At 72.3% G+C, this 17410-nt stretch carries 12 protein-coding genes; 4 read left to right on the top strand and 8 right to left on the bottom strand.

The window, feature by feature from the left end:
* The first annotated feature begins 182 nt into the window (after positions 1 to 182).
* Positions 183 to 6353 carry a pullulanase-type alpha-1,6-glucosidase gene (gene pulA / locus OERS_RS16975; protein WP_083201573.1) on the top strand — a complete coding sequence of 2057 codons (6171 nt, stop codon included), beginning with the start codon at positions 183 to 185 and terminating at the stop codon, positions 6351 to 6353.
* A gap of 89 nt (positions 6354 to 6442) precedes the next feature.
* Here the strand turns inward: pulA and OERS_RS16980 are convergent, their stop codons facing one another.
* A complete protein-coding gene (locus OERS_RS16980; RefSeq protein ID WP_056762725.1) occupies positions 6443 to 7426 on the bottom strand; it encodes an aldo/keto reductase in 984 nt (327 codons plus the stop codon).
* Positions 7427 to 7506: 80 nt separating this feature from the next.
* Here OERS_RS16980 and pdxR point away from each other — a divergent pair, with 80 nt between their 5' ends.
* Complete coding sequence (gene pdxR / locus OERS_RS16985; protein ID WP_068627245.1) at positions 7507 to 9111, top strand: MocR-like pyridoxine biosynthesis transcription factor PdxR; 1605 nt, start codon at positions 7507 to 7509, stop codon at positions 9109 to 9111.
* Between the two features lie 210 nt (positions 9112 to 9321).
* A complete protein-coding gene (locus OERS_RS16990; protein WP_248948703.1) occupies positions 9322 to 9789 on the top strand; it encodes a GNAT family N-acetyltransferase in 468 nt (155 codons plus the stop codon).
* Positions 9790 to 9861: 72 nt separating this feature from the next.
* On the opposite strand, the gene OERS_RS16995 is transcribed toward OERS_RS16990, so the two are convergent.
* Both OERS_RS16995 and purU read right to left on the bottom strand, forming a co-directional pair.
* On the bottom strand, positions 9862 to 10350 hold the full coding sequence (locus OERS_RS16995) for a hypothetical protein (RefSeq protein ID WP_211268506.1): 489 nt from the start codon (positions 10348 to 10350) through the stop codon (positions 9862 to 9864).
* 22 nt (positions 10351 to 10372) lie between these two features.
* On the bottom strand, positions 10373 to 11254 hold the full coding sequence (gene purU, locus OERS_RS17000) for a formyltetrahydrofolate deformylase (RefSeq protein WP_056647638.1): 882 nt from the start codon (positions 11252 to 11254) through the stop codon (positions 10373 to 10375).
* A gap of 93 nt (positions 11255 to 11347) precedes the next feature.
* Between purU and OERS_RS17005 the strand changes: the two genes are divergently transcribed.
* Positions 11348 to 11866: a GNAT family N-acetyltransferase gene (locus tag OERS_RS17005; RefSeq protein ID WP_036571229.1), complete on the top strand. Its 519-nt coding sequence runs from the start codon at positions 11348 to 11350 to the stop codon at positions 11864 to 11866.
* Between the two features lie 148 nt (positions 11867 to 12014).
* Here OERS_RS17005 and OERS_RS17010 read toward each other — a convergent pair whose 3' ends face one another.
* From OERS_RS17010 to OERS_RS21830, 5 genes are all read right to left on the bottom strand, one after another.
* A complete protein-coding gene (locus tag OERS_RS17010) occupies positions 12015 to 13319 on the bottom strand; it encodes a family 16 glycosylhydrolase (protein WP_068627247.1) in 1305 nt (434 codons plus the stop codon).
* Between the two features lie 2 nt (positions 13320 to 13321).
* Positions 13322 to 14545: a glycoside hydrolase family 26 protein gene (locus OERS_RS17015; RefSeq protein ID WP_068627249.1), complete on the bottom strand. Its 1224-nt coding sequence runs from the start codon at positions 14543 to 14545 to the stop codon at positions 13322 to 13324.
* On the bottom strand, positions 14545 to 14913 hold the full coding sequence (locus OERS_RS17020) for an STAS domain-containing protein (RefSeq protein WP_068627251.1): 369 nt from the start codon (positions 14911 to 14913) through the stop codon (positions 14545 to 14547). Before OERS_RS17020 ends, OERS_RS17015 begins: the two co-directional genes overlap by 1 nt.
* A complete protein-coding gene (locus OERS_RS17025; RefSeq protein ID WP_083201572.1) occupies positions 14877 to 16907 on the bottom strand; it encodes a glycosyltransferase family 2 protein in 2031 nt (676 codons plus the stop codon). Before OERS_RS17025 ends, OERS_RS17020 begins: the two co-directional genes overlap by 37 nt.
* A 317-nt stretch (positions 16908 to 17224) precedes the next feature.
* Positions 17225 to 17410, bottom strand: a 186-nt coding sequence (locus OERS_RS21830) for a hypothetical protein (RefSeq protein WP_211268507.1), incomplete at its 5' end; no start/stop codon positions are given.

Below are 17410 nucleotides of genomic sequence, written 5' to 3' on the forward strand. Positions count from 1 at the left end.
TGATCCCCGGCGGGGGACCGACGTCCCGCGTTGCACCCTTGCTGCAACTTTCAGCAACGACTACAGTCTGGGTCAGCCGGCGTCGGGGAGCGCCCGGCTCGGGAGACCACGTGGAGCGCAGGGGCTCGGTCACCCGGCGGTGCGTACGCACGTCCGACTCCCCGGTCGACAAGGGAGTCCTCATGGCATCACCCCGCCCCAGGCGGTCGTCCAGACCGCGCCGCGCCACAGCGTCCCTCGCGGCGCTGTCCGTCGGGCTTACCGGGCTGACAGGCTTCACGGCCGTCGCCAACGCGGCGACCGGCCCCGCGGCGTCCGCGACGGATGCGGCCCGCACCTTCGCACTCGTCGGCAGCCTGCAGGACGAGGCCGGCTGTGCAGCCGACTGGGACCCGGCCTGCGCCGCGACCGAGCTCGCGCCGACCGGCACCGAGGGTGTCTACTCGGCCGACTTCACGGTGCCCGCGGGCACCTACGAGTACAAGGTCGCCGTGAACGACACGTGGGACGAGGCCTACGGCCTGAACGGCGGTGCGGACAACATCCCGCTGGTCGTCGGTGGCCCCACGGCCCTGCGCTTCACGTTCGACGACGTCGCCAAGCGCGTCTCGCTCGCGCCCGTCGAGCTCGGGGGAGCCTACGACGAGGCGACCGACGCGCAGATCGTGACCCCGCCCGTGCGCCAGGCCGGCTCGGACGAGCAGTTCTACTTCGTCATGACCGACCGCTTCGCGGACGGCGACCCCACCAACAACGAGGCCGGCATCGAGGGTGGTGCGCTGCACTCGGGCTACGACCCCACGGACAAGGGCTTCTACCAGGGTGGCGACATCCAGGGCCTGCGCGACCAGCTCGACTACATCGACGGGCTCGGGACCACCGCGATCTGGCTGACCCCGTCGTTCAAGAACAACCCGGTCCAGGGCGAGGGAGCGAACGCGTCGGCGGGCTACCACGGCTACTGGGTCACCGACTTCACGCAGATCGACCCGCACCTCGGCACCAACGCCGAGCTCGAGGCGCTGATCGACGAGGCCCACGCCAAGGGCATCAAGGTCTACTTCGACATCATCACCAACCACACGGCCGACCTGATCGACAACGAGCAGAAGCAGTACTCGTACGTCGACCAGGCGACCTCGCCGTACAAGGACGCCGCAGGCACCGCGTTCGACCCGGCCGACCACGCGGGCAAGGACACGTTCCCCGCGATGGACGCCGCGACGTCGTTCCCCTACACGCCCGTGGTGGCCGAGGACGCGAAGGACGCCAAGGTCCCCGCGTGGCTCAACGACACGACGCTCTACCACAACCGTGGCAACTCGACGTGGTCGGGCGAGTCCGTGACCTACGGCGACTTCGACGGCCTGGACGACCTCATGACCGAGAACCCGCGTGTCGTCGACGGGTTCGTCGACGTCTACCAGGGCTGGGTCGACCTCGGCATCGACGGCTTCCGCATCGACACGGTCAAGCACGTCAACTTCGAGTTCTGGGAGACCTGGACGACCGAGGTCCTCGACTACGCCCACTCGAAGGGCAAGGACGACTTCTTCATGTTCGGCGAGATCTACGACGCCGACGCCGCCAAGCTCTCGCCCTACGTGCGCAAGACGGACATGAACTCCGTTCTCGACTTCGCGTTCCAGTCCTCGGCCGCGAGCTTCGCGAGCGGCAACAGCGCCAAGGGGCTGTCCCAGCTCTTCGCGAGCGACGACATGTACACGACGCCAGACTCCTCGGCGTCGGCGCTGCCCACGTTCCTCGGCAACCACGACATGGGCCGCATCGGGTACCTGCTGCAGACCACGGGCGACGCGCAGCGTCGTGACGAGCTCGCGCACGACCTCATGTACCTCACGCGCGGCCAGCCGGTCGTCTACTACGGCGACGAGCAGGGCTTCGCGGGTGCGGGCGACGGCAAGGACAAGAACGCGCGGCAGTCGCTGTTCGCGACCCAGGTCGACGAGTACGCGGACCAGAAGCTGATCACGGGCGAGACCGCCGGCAGCCAGGACCGCTACGACACCACGTCGCCGCTCTACACCCACATCGCCGAGCTCTCCGCGCTGCGCTCCGAGAACCCGGCGCTCGCCACCGGTGCACAGATCGAGCGCTACACCGACTCGGCCGCGGGCGTCTACGCGTTCTCGCGCGTCGACCGCACCGAGAAGATCGAGCACCTCGTGGGGCTCAACAACTCGGCCGCGGCCAAGACGGTCAGCTTCACGACCCTCACGCCGGGCGCGACCTACGCACCGCTCTACGGCGGGGGAGACGCTGTCACGGCCGGTGCCGACGGCACCGTCTCGCTCACGGTCCCGGCCCTCGGCTCGGTCGTGCTCAAGGCGGACCGCACCGTGGGCGTCGAGTCCACGGGGGACGTCTCGGTGGCCGTACCGGCCGCGGGGGCGGGCCTCACCGGGGTGGCCCCGGTCGCCGCGGACGTCGACGACGCCGCGTGGTCCGAGACCAGCTTCGCCTGGCGCGTCGTCGGGTCGGACGAGTGGCAGGGTCTCGGCACGGCCGAGGACACCTCGCCGCGCATCTTCCACGACGTGAGCGACCTGGCCAAGGGCACGCTCGTCGAGTACCGCGCCGTGACGGTCGACGCCGACGGCGACCGCGCCGCGGCCTCGACGTTCGCGAGCGTGGGCAACTCCGTGAGCGGTGACGAGGACGTCGAACCTCCGACGGACATCGACCTCGTGACGGTCGCCGGGAGCCACAACTCCGAGATGGGTTGCGCGGGCGACTGGGCCCCCGGCTGCGAGGCGGCCAAGCTCACCAAGCGTGCTGATGGCGTCTACGCGGGCACGTTCGACATCCCGGCGGGTACCTACGAGTACAAGGTCGCGATCAACGGGTCCTGGGACCTCAACTACGGCGTCGGCGGTGCGAAGGACGGTGCCAACGCGACGTACACGACCGCGGGTGGCCCCGTGACGTTCTACTGGGACCCGGTCTCGCACGACTTCTCGAGCACCGCACAGGGCCCGATCATCACGGTCGCGGGCTCGTTCCAGGACCAGCTCGGCTGCTCGGCCGCCTGGTCTCCGGACTGCATGGGCTCGTGGCTCCGTGACCCTGACGGTGACGGGGTCTACACGCTCACGACGTCCGCGCTCGCCACGGGCGCGTACGAGGGCAAGGTCGCGCACGGTCTGAGCTGGGCCGAGAACTACGGTGTCGGCGGCGTCAAGGACGGCCAGAACTACTCGTTCAGCGCGTCCGACGGCAAGTCGGTCACGTTCTCGTACGTCCTCGCGACGCACGTGCTCACGATCGAGGTCGCGGACCCCCCGCTGCCCGGGACCGGTCAGCAGGCCGCGCACTGGGTGGGCAAGGACCTGGTCGCCTGGCCGCGCGAGCTCCTCGCGGGTGCCGACCCGGCGACGCTGGGCTGGACGCTCCACACGGCGCCCACGGGCGGCCTGAGCGTCGCCGACGGCGCAGTCGTCGCCCCGGAGGGGGCGTCGACCCTGGGGTTGGCCTACGACCCGGCCGGCCTGCCCGACGACGTCGCGGCGGACTTCCCGGCCCTCACCGACGCGGTGGCCCTGCGGGTCACGGACGCCGACGGCGAGCCGATCTCCGTGGACGCGGCGACCGCCGCGCTCACGGGGCAGCTCCTCGTCGCCCAGCGGGGCGGCACCGCGGCAGACGCTCCGCTCACCGCGGCGACCGGCGTCCAGCTCCCCGGAGTCCTGGACGACCTGTTCGCCGAGGGCGCCGCGGACCGTACGCTCGGTGCGAGCATCTACACCAACGGCAAGTGGGCGTCGTTCGCGCTGTGGGCACCCACGGCCAAGAAGGTCACGCTCCTCGCGTGGCCTGGCACGGGTGACGCCGCGGACCTGAAGAACGAGGACGCCCGGCGGTTCCCCGCCGAGCGTCAGTCGGACGGGACGTGGACGGTCGACGGGAAGGACGCCGACAAGAAGTTCGGCTGGGTCGGTGCTCGGTACCTCTACGAGGTCGAGGTCTTCGTCCCGTCCACGGGCACGGTCGAGACCAACGTCGTGACCGACCCGTACTCGCTGGGGCTCACGCTCAACTCGACGCACTCGGTCGTCGTCGACCTCGACGCGAAGGACACCCAGCCGAAGGTCTGGAAGGACACGCCGGCTCCCGTCGTGGAGCGGGCCGTCGACCAGACGATCTACGAGCTGCACGTCCGGGACTTCTCGATCGCCGACACCACGGTGCCGGTGGCCAAGCGTGGTACCTACCTCGCGTTCGGTGAGAAGGCCTCGGCCGGCATGACGCACCTCGCCGAGCTGGCCGATGCGGGCCTGACGACGGTGCACCTGCTGCCGACGTTCGACATCGCGACGATCGAGGAGGATCGCTCGAAGCAGTCGGTGACCGGTGACCTGAGCGGCTTCGCCGCGGACGGCACCGAGCAGCAGGCGGCCGTGGCCGCGATCCAGGGCACGGACGGCTTCAACTGGGGCTACGACCCGCTGCACTTCTCGACGGCGGAGGGCTCGTACGCCGTCGACGCCGAGGGCTCGGCGCGTGCCGCGGAGTTCCGGACCATGGTCGGGGCGCTGCACCAGACAGGGCTCCAGGTCGTGCTCGACCAGGTGTTCAACCACACCGCGGCCAGCGGTCAGGACGCCAAGAGCGTCCTGGACAAGGTCGTGCCCGGCTACTACCACCGCCAGGACACGACGACCGGCGCGGTCGAGACCAGCACCTGCTGCCAGAACCTCGCGACCGAGCACGCCATGACCGGCAAGCTCATGGTCGACTCGGTCGTCACGTGGGCCCGCGACTACAAGGTCGACGGCTTCCGCTTCGACCTCATGGGGCACCACTCGAAGCAGAACATGCTCGACGTCCGGGCCGCGCTCGACGAGCTCACGCTGACGAAGGACGGCGTGGACGGCAAGGCCGTGTACCTGTACGGCGAGGGCTGGAACTTCGGGGAGGTCGCCGACAACGCGCTGTTCGAGCAGGCCACGCAGGGCCAGCTCGGCGGCACGGGCATCGGGACGTTCTCCGACCGCCTGCGCGACGCGGTCCACGGCGGGTCTCCCGTCGACGGGGCCTCGACCTTCACGCAGGGGTTCGGCACGGGCCTCGCGACCGACCCGAACGGGCAGCCTGCCCGGGCGGGGGAGCCGGGGACCGTGAACGACGGCTCGGCCGACGAGCTCGCAGCGCTGGGCCACGAGACGGACCTGGTCCGCCTGGGCCTCGCGGGCAACCTGCGCAGCTTCACGTTCACGACGTCGACCGGCGAGGCGCTGCGCGGCGACCAGATCGACTACCGGGGTGCGCCCGCGGGCTACGCGGACTCTCCCGAGGAGATCATCAGCTACGTCGACGCGCACGACAACGAGACGCTGTTCGACCTGCTGACCCTCAAGCTGCCGGCGGACACGTCGATGGCCGACCGGGTGCGCATGAACAACGTCTCGCTCGCCACCACGGCCCTCTCGCAGACGCCTTCGCTGTGGCACGCGGGCACCGACCTGCTGCGTTCCAAGTCGCTCGACCGCAACAGCTACGACTCGGGCGACTGGTACAACGCGATCGACTGGACCGGGACCGACAACGGGTTCGGCAAGGGGCTGCCGCTCGAGGTCGACAACGGCGAGAAGTGGCCGCTCATGGCGCCCCTGCTCGCGAACCCCGCGCTCAAGCCGACCTCGCAGGACATCGCGTCGGCCTCGGCAGACGCGGCAGACCTGCTGCGGCTGCGGTCCTCGACGGACCTGTTCCGCCTGGGCAGCGCGGACCTCATCAACCAGAAGGTCACGTTCCCCGACGCGGGGACCGGCCAGACGCCCGGTGTGATCGTCATGAGCATCGACGACACGGTCGGCCCGGACACGGACAAGGAGCTCGACGGCGCGCTCGTCGTCTTCAACGCCTCGCCCGCGCCGGTCACGCAGACGGTCGCGGGGCTGGCGGGACGCGAGTACGCGCTCTCACCCGTCCAGGCCGACGGGGCCGACCCCGTCGTCAAGACGACGGCGTGGGACACGGCGACCGGGACGGTCACCGTCCCGGCGCGCTCGGTCGCGGTGCTCGTCGAGCCGAGGGCCGGGAAGGTCGAGCTCACGACCTCGGCGCGCACCCAGTGCGTCGCGGGACGTGCGACCGTGACAGTCGTCGCGGTCAACGCGGGACCGGTCCCGGCCACGGTCACGGTCGAGACGCCGTTCGGCGCCAAGACCTTCACGGGGGTCCTGCCCGGCAAGAGCGCCCAGCAGACGTTCGCGACGCGTCAGGCGCAGATCCCTGCCGCGACGTCGAAGGTCACGGGCACGGCGACGATCGGCGGCAAGGAGGTCCGGACGGTCTACGACGTGTCGTACGGGGCACGCGACTGCTCCTAGCCTCCCCACAGATCCGCTGAGTGCGGAGTTCTTGCGAGACACGCCCGGCGAGTCTCGCAAGAACTCCGCACTCAGCGGTGTCGCTCAGGTCAGACCGCGTCGAGACGCGCCCGGACCTCCGGGTCGAGGTCCAGGTCCGCCGCGCCGAGCAGCTCGTCGAGCTGGGCGAGGTTGCTCGGTCCGATCACGGGGATCACCGGCACGGGACCGCCGAGCAGCCATGCGAGCGCGACCTGGTTCGGCGTCGCGCCCACCTGCCGCGCGACCTCGTGCAGCACGCGCCGCCGCTCGAGCGAGGTCGGGTGCCCGTAGCCCTCCCACAGCTCCTTGTCGTCGCGCACCATGGCGCCCTGCAGGAGCGGGGAGTAGGCCGTGACCGCGAGCGGGGGGCGCTCGTCGCTCCCCGTCGAGCGCGCGTAGTCGAGCAGCTCGGGCGACGCCCAGTTGTGCCGGTCGGGGTCGGGAGTCGGGTAGAGGTAGCTCAGCTGCTCCTGGACCACCCCGTAGGGCGCGACCCCCTGCCGCAGCGCCTCCTCGCGCGCCTCGACCACGCGCCACAGCGCGACGTTCGAGATCCCCGAGATCCCCACGACCCCCTCGGCCTGAAGCTTGCCGAACGCCCCGACGGTCTCCGCGAGCGGGGTGTCGAGGTCGTCGACGTGCCCGTAGAGCACGTCCAGGTGGTCGACCCCGAGGTGTCGCAGACTCTCGTGCGCCTCCCAGGTGATCGTCTCCGCGGCCAGGCCCTGGTAGTTGGTCGGGGGAGTGCTGGACAGGGGCAGCGTGCGGTCCTTCTGGGCCGCGCCGAGCTTGGTCGCGATGCGGACCTGGTCGCGCACGCCGCGGCTCACGAGCCAGCGAGCGAGCAGGTCCTCGCTGTCGCGCCCGTGCCCTCCGGCCCAGAGGCTGTAGTTGTTGGCCGTGTCGAGGAAGGTCCCTCCGGCCTCGAGGTAGCGGTCGAGGATCGCGAACGAGGTCTCCTCGTCCGTCCTGGTGCCCATGAGCATGGTGCCGAGGCAGAGCGTGCTGACGTCGAACGACGTGCGGCCGTCGCCGAGGGTGCGGTAGCGCATCGTGGTCTCCAATGAGGGGTGCGGCGGGTTGACGCTCTCCACGCTAGGAGCCGAGCGGCCTGGGTGTACGGTCCATTGACATGGCATCGGACCAGACCAATTCGCTACCCGGTCGCGCACCGAGGAGCACCCCCTCGCGGAGCACGGGCGCAGGCCCGACGACGGCGCTCGCCTGGGAGACGATCCTCGACCTGGGCGACGGGCCGGAACCGCTCCACGCCCGGCTCGGCGCCGCGGTGCGGGTCGCCGTCCTCTCGGGAAGGGTCCCGCCCGGAGCAGCCCTGCCGCCGAGCCGGGTTCTCGCCGAGACGCTCGGCGTCTCGCGCTGGGTCGTGACCGAGGCCTACGGCCAGCTCGTCGCCGAGGGCTTCCTCGAGTCCCGGACCGGGTCGGGCACGAGGGTGCCGCTCGCGGCCGGGACCGCCCCTCCGCCGCGGGCCGCCGTGCAGGGGCCCGCCGAGCCCCACCGCCGTGCCGGCCGTCCCGACCTCCCGGGCGGCCTGGCCGATCCCCTGTCCGCAGCCGGCGCCGGGACGGGAGCGACGTCGTCGGGCGCGGAAGGCGTTCCCGTCCCACGAGCCCGCCTCGACCTGGCACCAGGCGTGCCCGACCTGCGGCACGTACCGCGCACGGCCTGGGTCCGCGCGCTGCGCGAAGCCCTCGCCGTGGCTCCCGACGCCGACCTCGCCGCGCCCGACCCGACCGGTCACCACACGACCCGGGCGGCGCTCGCGGCCTACCTCGACCGCGCCCGGCACGTGCGGGCAGGGGCGGGCGACGTCGTCGTGACCCACGGCGCGGACGACGCGATGCGGCGGATCGCCGCCGCGCTGCACCGGGCAGGGCACCGGGCCCTCCTCGTCGAGGACCCGAGCTGGTCGCGCCTCCGCGAGACCGCCGCGGCCGCCGGGCTCACGCCCGTGCCCGTCCCGGTCGACGAGGGCGGGATCGACGTCGACGCGCTCCTCGCCGCGTCGCGCCGGACCGGGGCGCGGGCCGCGCTCGTGACTCCCGCCCACCAGTTCCCCACGGGCTCCGCTCTCTCCCCGGGGCGCCGCGAGGCGCTCGTGCGCTGGGCGCGGGACGTCGACGGCGTGCTCGTCGAGGACGACTACGACGCCGAGTTCCGCTACGACCGGCGGCCCGTCGCGGCCGTGCAGGGGCTCGCGCCCGACCGTGTCATGCTCCTGGGCTCGCTCAGCAAGACGATGTCCCCCGGGTTCGGGCTGGGGTGGGCCGTCCTGCCGCCCGGGTGGCTCGGCAAGGTCGTCGACCGGGGAGGGGCCGGACCGTCCACGGTCGACCAGCTCACGCTGACCCGGTTCCTGGTCTCGGGCGCGTACGAGCGGCACCTGCGCGCCTCGCGGGGACGGTTCAGGCGCCGCCGCGAGGCGTTGGTCGCCGCGCTCGGTTCCGCGCTGCCGGGGTCGAACGTCACGGGGATCGCCGCGGGCATGCACGCCGTGGTCGACCTCCCGCCCGGCGTCATGGCCGCGGACGTGGTGCGCGAGGCGGCGCTGCGCGAGGTGTCGGTCGCGGCGATCGAGCGGTACCGGGCGACGGCCGCGCCCGCGCGCGAGGGCGAGCGCGACCGGCTCGTCGTCGGGTACGGCAACCTCGCGGACGCGCGCGTCGAGGAGGCGGTGGCCCGGCTCGCGGCCGCGGTGCGGGCCGCGAGGCCCTAGGGAGCGTCCCCCCACAGACGATGACCTGCTCCACCGCTCGATGTACGTTCATCCCTGAACCCGCCCAAGGCGCGCCTACCCGGTAAGGCGCGTCCTGCCTGCAGCTGGTGAGGGTGGCTGCCCGTTCGAGCCGGGCCGGGTCCGAGAGGGGCCCTCGCGCTGCAGGCGTGATGGGCCCCTCGTCTCCCCTGCCTGGTAGCGTGCCGAGCCGTGACGACCGATCCCACCCCGAGCCCCGTGACCTTCCGGACCGCCCGCCGCGACGACCTTGCCCGCGTCGTCGAGCTCATCGCCGACGACGCGATCGCCGCCCGCCGCACGGGCGAGCTGGGGGACGAGCACCACGCCGCCTTCGCCGCGATCGACGCGGACCCGAACAACGAGCTCGTCGTCGCCGACGTGGGCGGCGAGGTCGTGGGGGTCATGCAGCTGACGTTCGTCCCGGGCATCTCGCGGCGCGGAGCGACCCGGCTGCTCGTCGAGGCCGTGCGGGTCGACTCGCGGCTGCGGGGCCAGGGGATCGGGCGCGCGATGATGGCGTGGGCGCACGAGCGCGGCCGCGAGCGCGGGGCGTCGCTCGCGCAGCTCACGTCCGACAAGGCGCGCGAGGACGCGCACCGGTTCTACCGCTCGCTGGGGTACGCGCAGTCGCACGAAGGGTTCAAGCTGCCGCTCTGAGGCAGCGGGCAGAGGGCGGCAGACGGCGGCTGCCGGACGAATGTCCGCGCCCCCAGTGCCCGCGCGTGCCGGTCAGCGCAACGAGCCGCGCTCGTCCACCAGGTACGTCGGCGTGCCGAGGAACACGTCGTGCGGTACCGGCCCGCAGGCGACGTTGACGGTGTCCTGCCAGTACGACCAGTCCTGCATCCCCGCGAGGCTCGAGAAGCGGAAGTTGAGCTGCCAGCGCACCCACTCGCCGGGGGCGAGACGGACCGCGGGCGGCCGCCGTGGCCGAGGCGGGATCGCGTGCCACGCGGGGACCGGGACGAACACGGTCAGCCGGCCCTCGCGCACGCGCAGGGAGACCGTCTCCGCGGTCGTCGGACCGCCGATCGACTCGACCGGTCGAAAGCCGTGCTCCTCGTGCATCTCGACCGCGTGCACCAGGGGCGCCGACCCGGCGGGGAGCCGGAACGCGACGGGCGTCGCGTTCCGCACGGTCGCCGCGTCGCCGCCGCGCGAACGCTTGGTCCACCGGGTCGTGACGACCTGGAGCGTGGCCTGCGGGGGGATGGTCACGGGAGCCGCACGGACCGGTCCGTCAGCGGAAGACGATCGTCCGGTGCCCGTCGAGCAGCACGCGGTGCTCGGCGTGCCAGCGCACGGCCCGTGCGAGCGTGCGGCGCTCGACGTCCTCGCCCAGCGCCACGAGGTCCTCGACGGCGCGCGAGTGGTCGACGCGCTCGACGTCCTGCTCGATGATCGGCCCCTCGTCGAGGTCGCCCGTGACGTAGTGCGACGTGGCGCCGATGAGCTTGACGCCGCGGTCGTGCGCCTGGGCGTAGGGGCGGGCGCCCTTGAAGCTCGGCAGGAACGAGTGGTGGATGTTGATGACCTGGCCCGACAGGTCCCGGCACAGGTCGTCCGAGAGGATCTGCATGTAGCGCGCGAGGACGACGAGCTCGACGTCGAGCTCGGCCACGAGCTCGCGCAGCCGGTCCTCGGCCGCGCCCTTGGTGTCGCGCGTGACGGGCACGTGGTGGAACGGCTTGCCGTAGAACGCGGCGATGTCCTCGAGGTCGCGGTGGTTGCCCACGACGCCCACGACCTCGATGGGCATGCCCTGCGAGCGCTCGCGGTAGAGCAGGTCGACGAGGCAGTGCGCGGCCTTGGAGACCATGACGAGCGTGCGCACGCGGCGCCCGACGACGTCGAGGTTCCAGGTCATGTCGAACGCCTCGATCACGGGCGCGAGCGCGGTCTCGAGCTCGTCGCGCGACGCGGTCGACTCGACCTGGACGCGCATGAAGAACAACCCGGACAACGGGTCGCCGAACTGCTGCGACTCGGTGATGTTGCCGCCGTGCTCGGCGAGGGTCCCCGCGACGGCGTGCACGATCCCCGGACCGTCCGGGCAGGACAGCGTGAGGACCCAGTGGGTGGGCGTGGGCGCAGGAGCGCTCGACAGGGGAGTGCTGGACACGGTCCCAGGGTAGCCGCGATGGGGGCTGAGACGGGCACGGTTCCACCCGCGGACAAGCACGTCGGCCCTGCCGGGATCTGACACGATGGGACCATGACCGACACGCCGATGACCATGGACCTCGTCACGGACGAGCACGCGGGGGAGCTCCTCACGCTTCGCCGGGCAGCGTTCGTCACCGAGGCACAGCTCTACGGGGACCCCAACATCCCCCCGCTGACCCAGACGCTCGCGGAGCTCAAGACGGACCTGGCGACCCCGGGTGTCATCACGCTCGGTGCGTGGCAGGGGCCGCGCCTGGTCGGTTCGGTGCGCGTGGAGATCGAGGGCGGCAAGGCGACGCTCGGTCGCCTGGCGGTCGCCCCCGACCTGCAGGGCCGCGGGATCGGCACGCAGATGCTCTTCGCGGTGCTGCCGCACCTGCCCGAGGAGACCACGGAGATCTGGGTCTTCACGGGCAAGGACTCCAAGCAGAACCTCGAGCTCTACACGCGTCACGGCTACGAGGAGCAGTACGACAAGGCCGCGGGCGACCTCACCTACACGTACCTGCGCCGCATCCTGGGCGAGGCCGAGGCGCGCAACGCGAGCGACGCCGTCGGGCAGGACTGACCCACCGGTACGCACGAGGCGCGTCCCCCGACCTGGGGGACGCGCCTCGCTGCGTCCCGGCCGCGCACCGCGGCGGGTGCCCGACGACGGAGCGCCCGCCGCGCGGGCACGTCCCGCGGTGCGCGGGACGGTTCGGGCGACGACGGACTCAGGGCGAGGCGACCCACCACTTCTGGTTGGCGGTCCCGGCGCAGCCCCAGAGCTGGACGGGGGACCCGTCGGTCGTGCTGAAGTCCGTGACGTCGACGCACCTGTCCGCCTGCGGGTTGACCAGGTCGTTGCTCGCGGTGAGCACGAACTGCTGGGCAGGGTCGCCCGAGCACGGCGCGGTCTGGACTTTCGCACCGTCCTCGCGCGCACCCCACGCGACGTCGAGGCAGCGCCCGAGCGTGCGGACCGTGCCGTCGGGCTCGAACGTCCACTGCTGGTGCGTGGCGTCCGAGCACGTGCGGACCTGGACCGGCACGCCCGGGGCGGTGTCTCCCCAGGGCAGCTCGAGGCACTTCCCGCCCAGCCCCACGAGCCGGCCCGTCGAGGCGACCGGGGCCGTCCCGGGGCCGTCGGTCTCGTCCCACGCGTAGGCCCGGACGTAGTCGACGACCATCTGCGCGGGCAGCGTCGTGCTCTCGTCGGGCGACCCGGGCCAGTCGCCGCCGATCGCGAGGTTGAGCAGCAGGAAGAACGGGTCGTCGAACACCCAGGCGCCGCCTCCGGTGTCGTCGGGGGTCTTGTGCGAGTACGCCGTGCCGTCGACGTACCAGGTGATCGCGTCGGGCCCCCAGTCGACCGTGAAGGTGTGGAAGTCGTCGGCGACCTGCTCGCCGCCGGGGAGCGTGAACGACTCGTGCACCGCGTCCGCTCCCGAGTACCCGGGACCGTGCAGGCTTCCCCACACCGTGCCCGGCTCCTTGCCGACGTTCTCCATGACGTCGATCTCGCCGCTCGCGGGCCAGGGCTCGGTGGTGAAGATGTCCTGCCCGAGCATCCAGAACGCGGGCCACGTGCCCTGCCCGCCCGGGATCTTGATCCGCGCCTCGAAGCGCCCGTGCTGCTGGGCGAAGCGGTCGGCCGTGATGAGGCGCGCGGACGTGTACTCGCAGCGACCGTAGTGGCACTGGTGGTCGGCCGGGTTCTCCCGGCGGGCCGTGATGACGAGGTGCCCGGAGCCGTCGGTCGAGGCGTTGCTCGGGCTGTCGGTGTAGTACTGGAGCTCGTCGTTGCCCCAGCCGCTGCCTCCGGTCTCGAGGCGCCAGCGCGAAGGGTCCGGCGGGGCGCCGGAAGCGCCGTCGAACTCGTCCGACCACGTCAGGGGGCCGGGCGGTGCGCCCATGGTCGGGGCGGCGCTCGCGGTCCGGGCGGCGGGGGGCCCGACGGCCGCGGCCCCGAGCGTGCCGAGGACCGCGAGCGCGATCACGACCGTGAGCAGGCGGCTGGGGTGCGTGGACCGGTGCATGGTCACTCCTCGCAGGTCGAGACGTCCTCGGCGTAGCGCAGCCACGACGGGAGGTCGGCGACGAACGCGTCGCGCACGTCGGTGGCACCCGCCGCGCGCCAGTCGACGTCGTCGTCGATCTCGATCTCGTACTTGTCCCACTCGAACCAGTTGACCATCTTGAGCTGCGGGAACCGCTCGTGGGTCTCGGGCGAGAAGACCTGGCGCCACCAGGCGCGCTTGATGTCGAGCTCGGCCGCACCGCCGCGCGAGGGCGTGTAGATCGCCGCGGTCTCGGGCACCGCGACCGGGTGACCGTGCTCGACGCCGTACACGGTGTAGAAGTCCGGGACGGCGGCGTCGTCCCCGGCCGTGCCGACGTACGTGCCCGTCAGCATCGCGAGGAACTTGCCGTCCTCGGGGACCTCGTTGTTGCCCCACGGGCGCTGGTTGCCCCAGTGGTAGAGCGAGACCCCGACCCAGTCCACGGCGTCGTCCCCCGGGAAGTACGGGAGGTAGCTGTCGTCGGCCATGGTGACCGTACCGTCGCCGTCGGTGTCGAGCGCCGCGTAGTCGGCCGACCCGGGGAGCGCGGCGAACTGCCCACCCGTGAAGGGATAGCCGCCCCCGTAGTTGGGGGCCCACATCATGGCCGTACCCGGTGCCTGGTCGTGGACCGCCGCGGCGACCCGCCGGAACGTCTCGACGTACGCCGTGGGCTGCTGGCCCCACGCGTACCACGAGCCGTTCATCTCGTGCGCGAACCGCAGCACGACCGCGACCCCCTGCTGGTTGACCTCGCGCAGGTCGTGGGCGAGCGTCGCGATCACCTCGTCGCTCATGGCGGCGAGCCCAGCGTGCGGCTCGAGGGTCAGCAGCAGCAGCACGCCGCCGTTGGCCTTCATCTGGGTGACCGCGCTGACCGTGTGCTCCCAGGTCGCGCGGTCGTAGGGGACGTCGGAGAACTGGACCGCGACGGCCGGGGCGTGGCCCAGGTACGTGCGGTGCTCCTCGAGCGTCTCGGACGCCCAGTCGAGGTTGACCCCGAGCAGGGTGCCGTCGGTCGGGACGACCTGTGCGGCGTCGGCCGTGCACGTCTCGGGGGCGGGAGGCGCCGTGTCCTCGGCCGGACCCGCGACCGCGAAGCCCGCGCCGACCGCTCCCACGCCCAGGAACATGATCATGACGGGCGTCACGAGGCCGGGCCGACGCCTGCGACCGCCGGTGCCCGGGAGGTAGAACGTCATCAGGAGGCCCGGGAAGCGAGGAGACCTCGAGCCTCGTCGTGACCGCCGTAGACGCGCGCGACGGCATCGAGGCCCAGGGCCGTGAAGGCGTGCTGGACGGCGGTCGAGGCGCCGAAGATCCGCAGGTCCCCGCCGCGCGAGCGGACCACGCGCAACAGGTCCAGCAGGCCGGCGATCCCGGACGGCGAGACGCCGTCGACCCCCGAGACGTCGAGGAGGACGAGCACCGGGCCGTCGGCGACAGCCGTGGCGACAGGGCCGCGCAGGGACAGGACGGCGGCGGCGTCGAGCCGACCACCGGACGGGAGGTCGATGCTCGTGACGGGGTGGGTCAGGGTGAGGTCGGGTGCGCTGACGATGGTGGCCATGGCGAGCTCCTGGGTACGTGGCGGACGGTGAGGTCGAGCGGGAGATCCGTCGGGTCGAGGAGGGAGGAGAGCTCAGCGCCGTTGCTGTCGTTGCTGTCGAGCCCGTCGCTCACGGCCTGGGCCGCGAGGAGCGCGACGGACGGGGGAGTGGGGTCCACGACGGAGTCGCCGGGCCCGGTGTACCGCGCTGCACGCAGCGCGGCGGACAGGAGGGCGAGGTCGACCGCGACCCAGCCCAGGGTCAGGTAGGTCGCCGGGGCCGAGGCCTCGCCCGCGAGCATGCGGGCGACCCCGACCGCGGAGGCCACGATCAGCACGACCGCAGCCACGACCTGGGGGAGCACGTGCCGGTAGCCCGTGCCCGTCGCCTGCTTGGTCTTGGACGTGACCGAGAACGCGACGTGCCGCCCGAGGAACACCGCCGACGCGCCGGAGAGCGTCGCCGCGATCCAGGTGGGGAACAGCGCGAACGACATCTGCTGCCCGCGCCACAGCCCGCGGCTGCCCCTGCCGGAGAGCTGGAAGAGGAGCTGGCAGGCCACGAAGAACGGGATGAAGTGGAGGAAGAACAACGTGGGGTCGGCGTGCAGCGGGAAGATCCCGGCTGTCAGGAACAGCACCGGCGCCGAGAGGTAGACCAGGGCGGCGAAGCCGCTCAGGTAGCTCGTCATGGTGCCCAGGTACATGAGCCGCTGGGCGAGCGTGAGCCCGCGGACCATGAGCGGGTTGTCGCGGAAGAAGACCTGCATCGACCCGGTCGCCCAGCGCAGGCGCTGCGAGAGCGCGGTGCCCACGTCCTCGGGTGCGAGGCCGCGGACCAGCACCTCGTGGTGGTAGACGCTCGTCCAGCCCATCGCGTGCAGGTGCATGGCCGTGGCCATGTCCTCGGTGATGGTCGTCGTGTCGAGCGGGTTGATGGTCAGGGCCTGGTCGGTGCGGGCGACGTCGACCAGCTCGAGGACGCCGTCGAGCTCGCCCAGCAGCTCTCCCGCGACGTCCTCGGGGAGGGCGGGGACCCCGGGGGTTGGCGCGAGCGCGGCGGTGAAGGCCGAGCGCAGCTCCGAGGTGATCTCGGTCAGGACGTCGCCCCGGCGGAACTGCCCCTCGGCCCGGCGGACCGCGGCCAGCGCCTGCTCGGCCACGGGCATGGCCGTGGGCTCACGGACCGCGAGCTGGCTCAGGAGGTCCTGGAGGCGAGACCGGCCGGCCCGCAGCGCGGCCCGCATGCTGCCGCGAGCGTCCCGGCTGAACCGGGTCAGCCCGAGCGCCATGAGCGCCTCGCGCCGCAGGACCGCGTTCGACCCGCAGAAGAACGCGGCCCCCCACCCGTCCTTGCCCTGCTGGATGGGGCCGTAGAAGAGCTCGGCCTGGGTGCCCAGGGGGTCGCTCGGGGGCACGTTCCAGAAGTGCTGGGGTGTCTGGACGAACGCGACCTCCTCGTCGTCGAAGTACCCCAGGACGCGGTCGAGGAACCGCGGCTCGGGGACCTGGTCGGCGTCGAGGATCGCGACGAGGTCGCCGCTCGTGCGGAACAGCGCGTTGTTGACGTTGCCCGCCTTGGCGAAGCGGGTACGCCCCTCCCACTCGGGGCCGCGGGTGATGTAACCGATCCCCACGCGCGAGGCCGCGACCTCGAGCTCGGACCGGTTGCCGTCGTCGAGGATCCACGTCGTGTGCGGGTACGTCATGTCCCGGGCGGCGATCGCGGTGCGCAGCACCAGGTCCACGGGCTCGTTGTAGGTCGTGACGAACACGTCGACGCTCAGGCCCTCGGGAGCCGGGGGAGCGGGTGCACGTCGCCTCGCGTTCCACATGGTCAGGGCGTAGAGGACGGTCTCGCCGAGGCTGTACGTCTCGGCCAGGACCAGGGGGACCGCGATCCACCAGGCGTCCCAGGCCACGGTCCCCGACCACCGCCACCCGATGTAGACGAGCCCGAACGCCACCGCGACCACGGCCAGGAGCCGTACCGCTGCGAGCCTGCTGCTTCCCATGCGTACCTCCGCCGGACGACGAGACCAGGTCGGGTCGTCGTGCGGCGCAGGACGCGCACGGCGGCTCGAGAGCGGCGGCGGCGATGACGTCGGGACGGGCAGAGACACCCCTGCGTGCCTGTCACGACGACGGGTGGTCCGGTGCGTCCGGGCCTCCTGCGGTGTCGTGCTCCGAACGTAGGGGCAACGGTGGCCGGGACGGAAGCACCTCGGCGCGCCTTTCGCGCCGGATGTCCGTTGTGCGTCCACATCTCCACAGGTCGGCAACCCAGTGGTAACGCCCCGTCACGCGGGCTGACGTCCCGTTCACGGGGGCGTCACGTGCGGCGCTCGCGGTCGCGAGGCGTCCGTGCGCCTCGCGCGCCCTGCGCGTCCTGCACCGCCTGCGCGTCCTGCACCGCCTGCACGGCCTGCACGGCCTGCACGGCGTGCGCGCCCTGCACCGCCAGCACGGCCCGACGGCGCCACGCACGTCGCGGCGAGCGGTCCGGTGGGTCGGGGGG

It is taken from the genome of Oerskovia enterophila (assembly GCF_001692445.1).
Lineage (GTDB): Bacteria > Actinomycetota > Actinomycetes > Actinomycetales > Cellulomonadaceae > Oerskovia > Oerskovia enterophila.

What these genes read in the sequence shown, in the direction of transcription:
- pulA (WP_083201573.1), top strand. Translation starts at nt 183, where the DNA reads ATGGCATCACCCCGCCCCAGGCGGTCGTCCAGACCGCGCCGCGCCACA.
- OERS_RS16980 (WP_056762725.1), bottom strand. Translation starts at nt 7,426, where the DNA reads ATGCGCTACCGCACCCTCGGCGACGGCCGCACGTCGTTCGACGTCAGC.
- OERS_RS17020 (WP_068627251.1), bottom strand. Translation starts at nt 14,913, where the DNA reads ATGGCCACCATCGTCAGCGCACCCGACCTCACCCTGACCCACCCCGTC.
- OERS_RS17010 (WP_068627247.1), bottom strand. Translation starts at nt 13,319, where the DNA reads ATGCACCGGTCCACGCACCCCAGCCGCCTGCTCACGGTCGTGATCGCG.
- OERS_RS17005 (WP_036571229.1), top strand. Translation starts at nt 11,348, where the DNA reads ATGACCGACACGCCGATGACCATGGACCTCGTCACGGACGAGCACGCG.
- OERS_RS17015 (WP_068627249.1), bottom strand. Translation starts at nt 14,545, where the DNA reads ATGACGTTCTACCTCCCGGGCACCGGCGGTCGCAGGCGTCGGCCCGGC.
- OERS_RS17025 (WP_083201572.1), bottom strand. Translation starts at nt 16,907, where the DNA reads ATGGGAAGCAGCAGGCTCGCAGCGGTACGGCTCCTGGCCGTGGTCGCG.
- pdxR (WP_068627245.1), top strand. Translation starts at nt 7,507, where the DNA reads ATGGCATCGGACCAGACCAATTCGCTACCCGGTCGCGCACCGAGGAGC.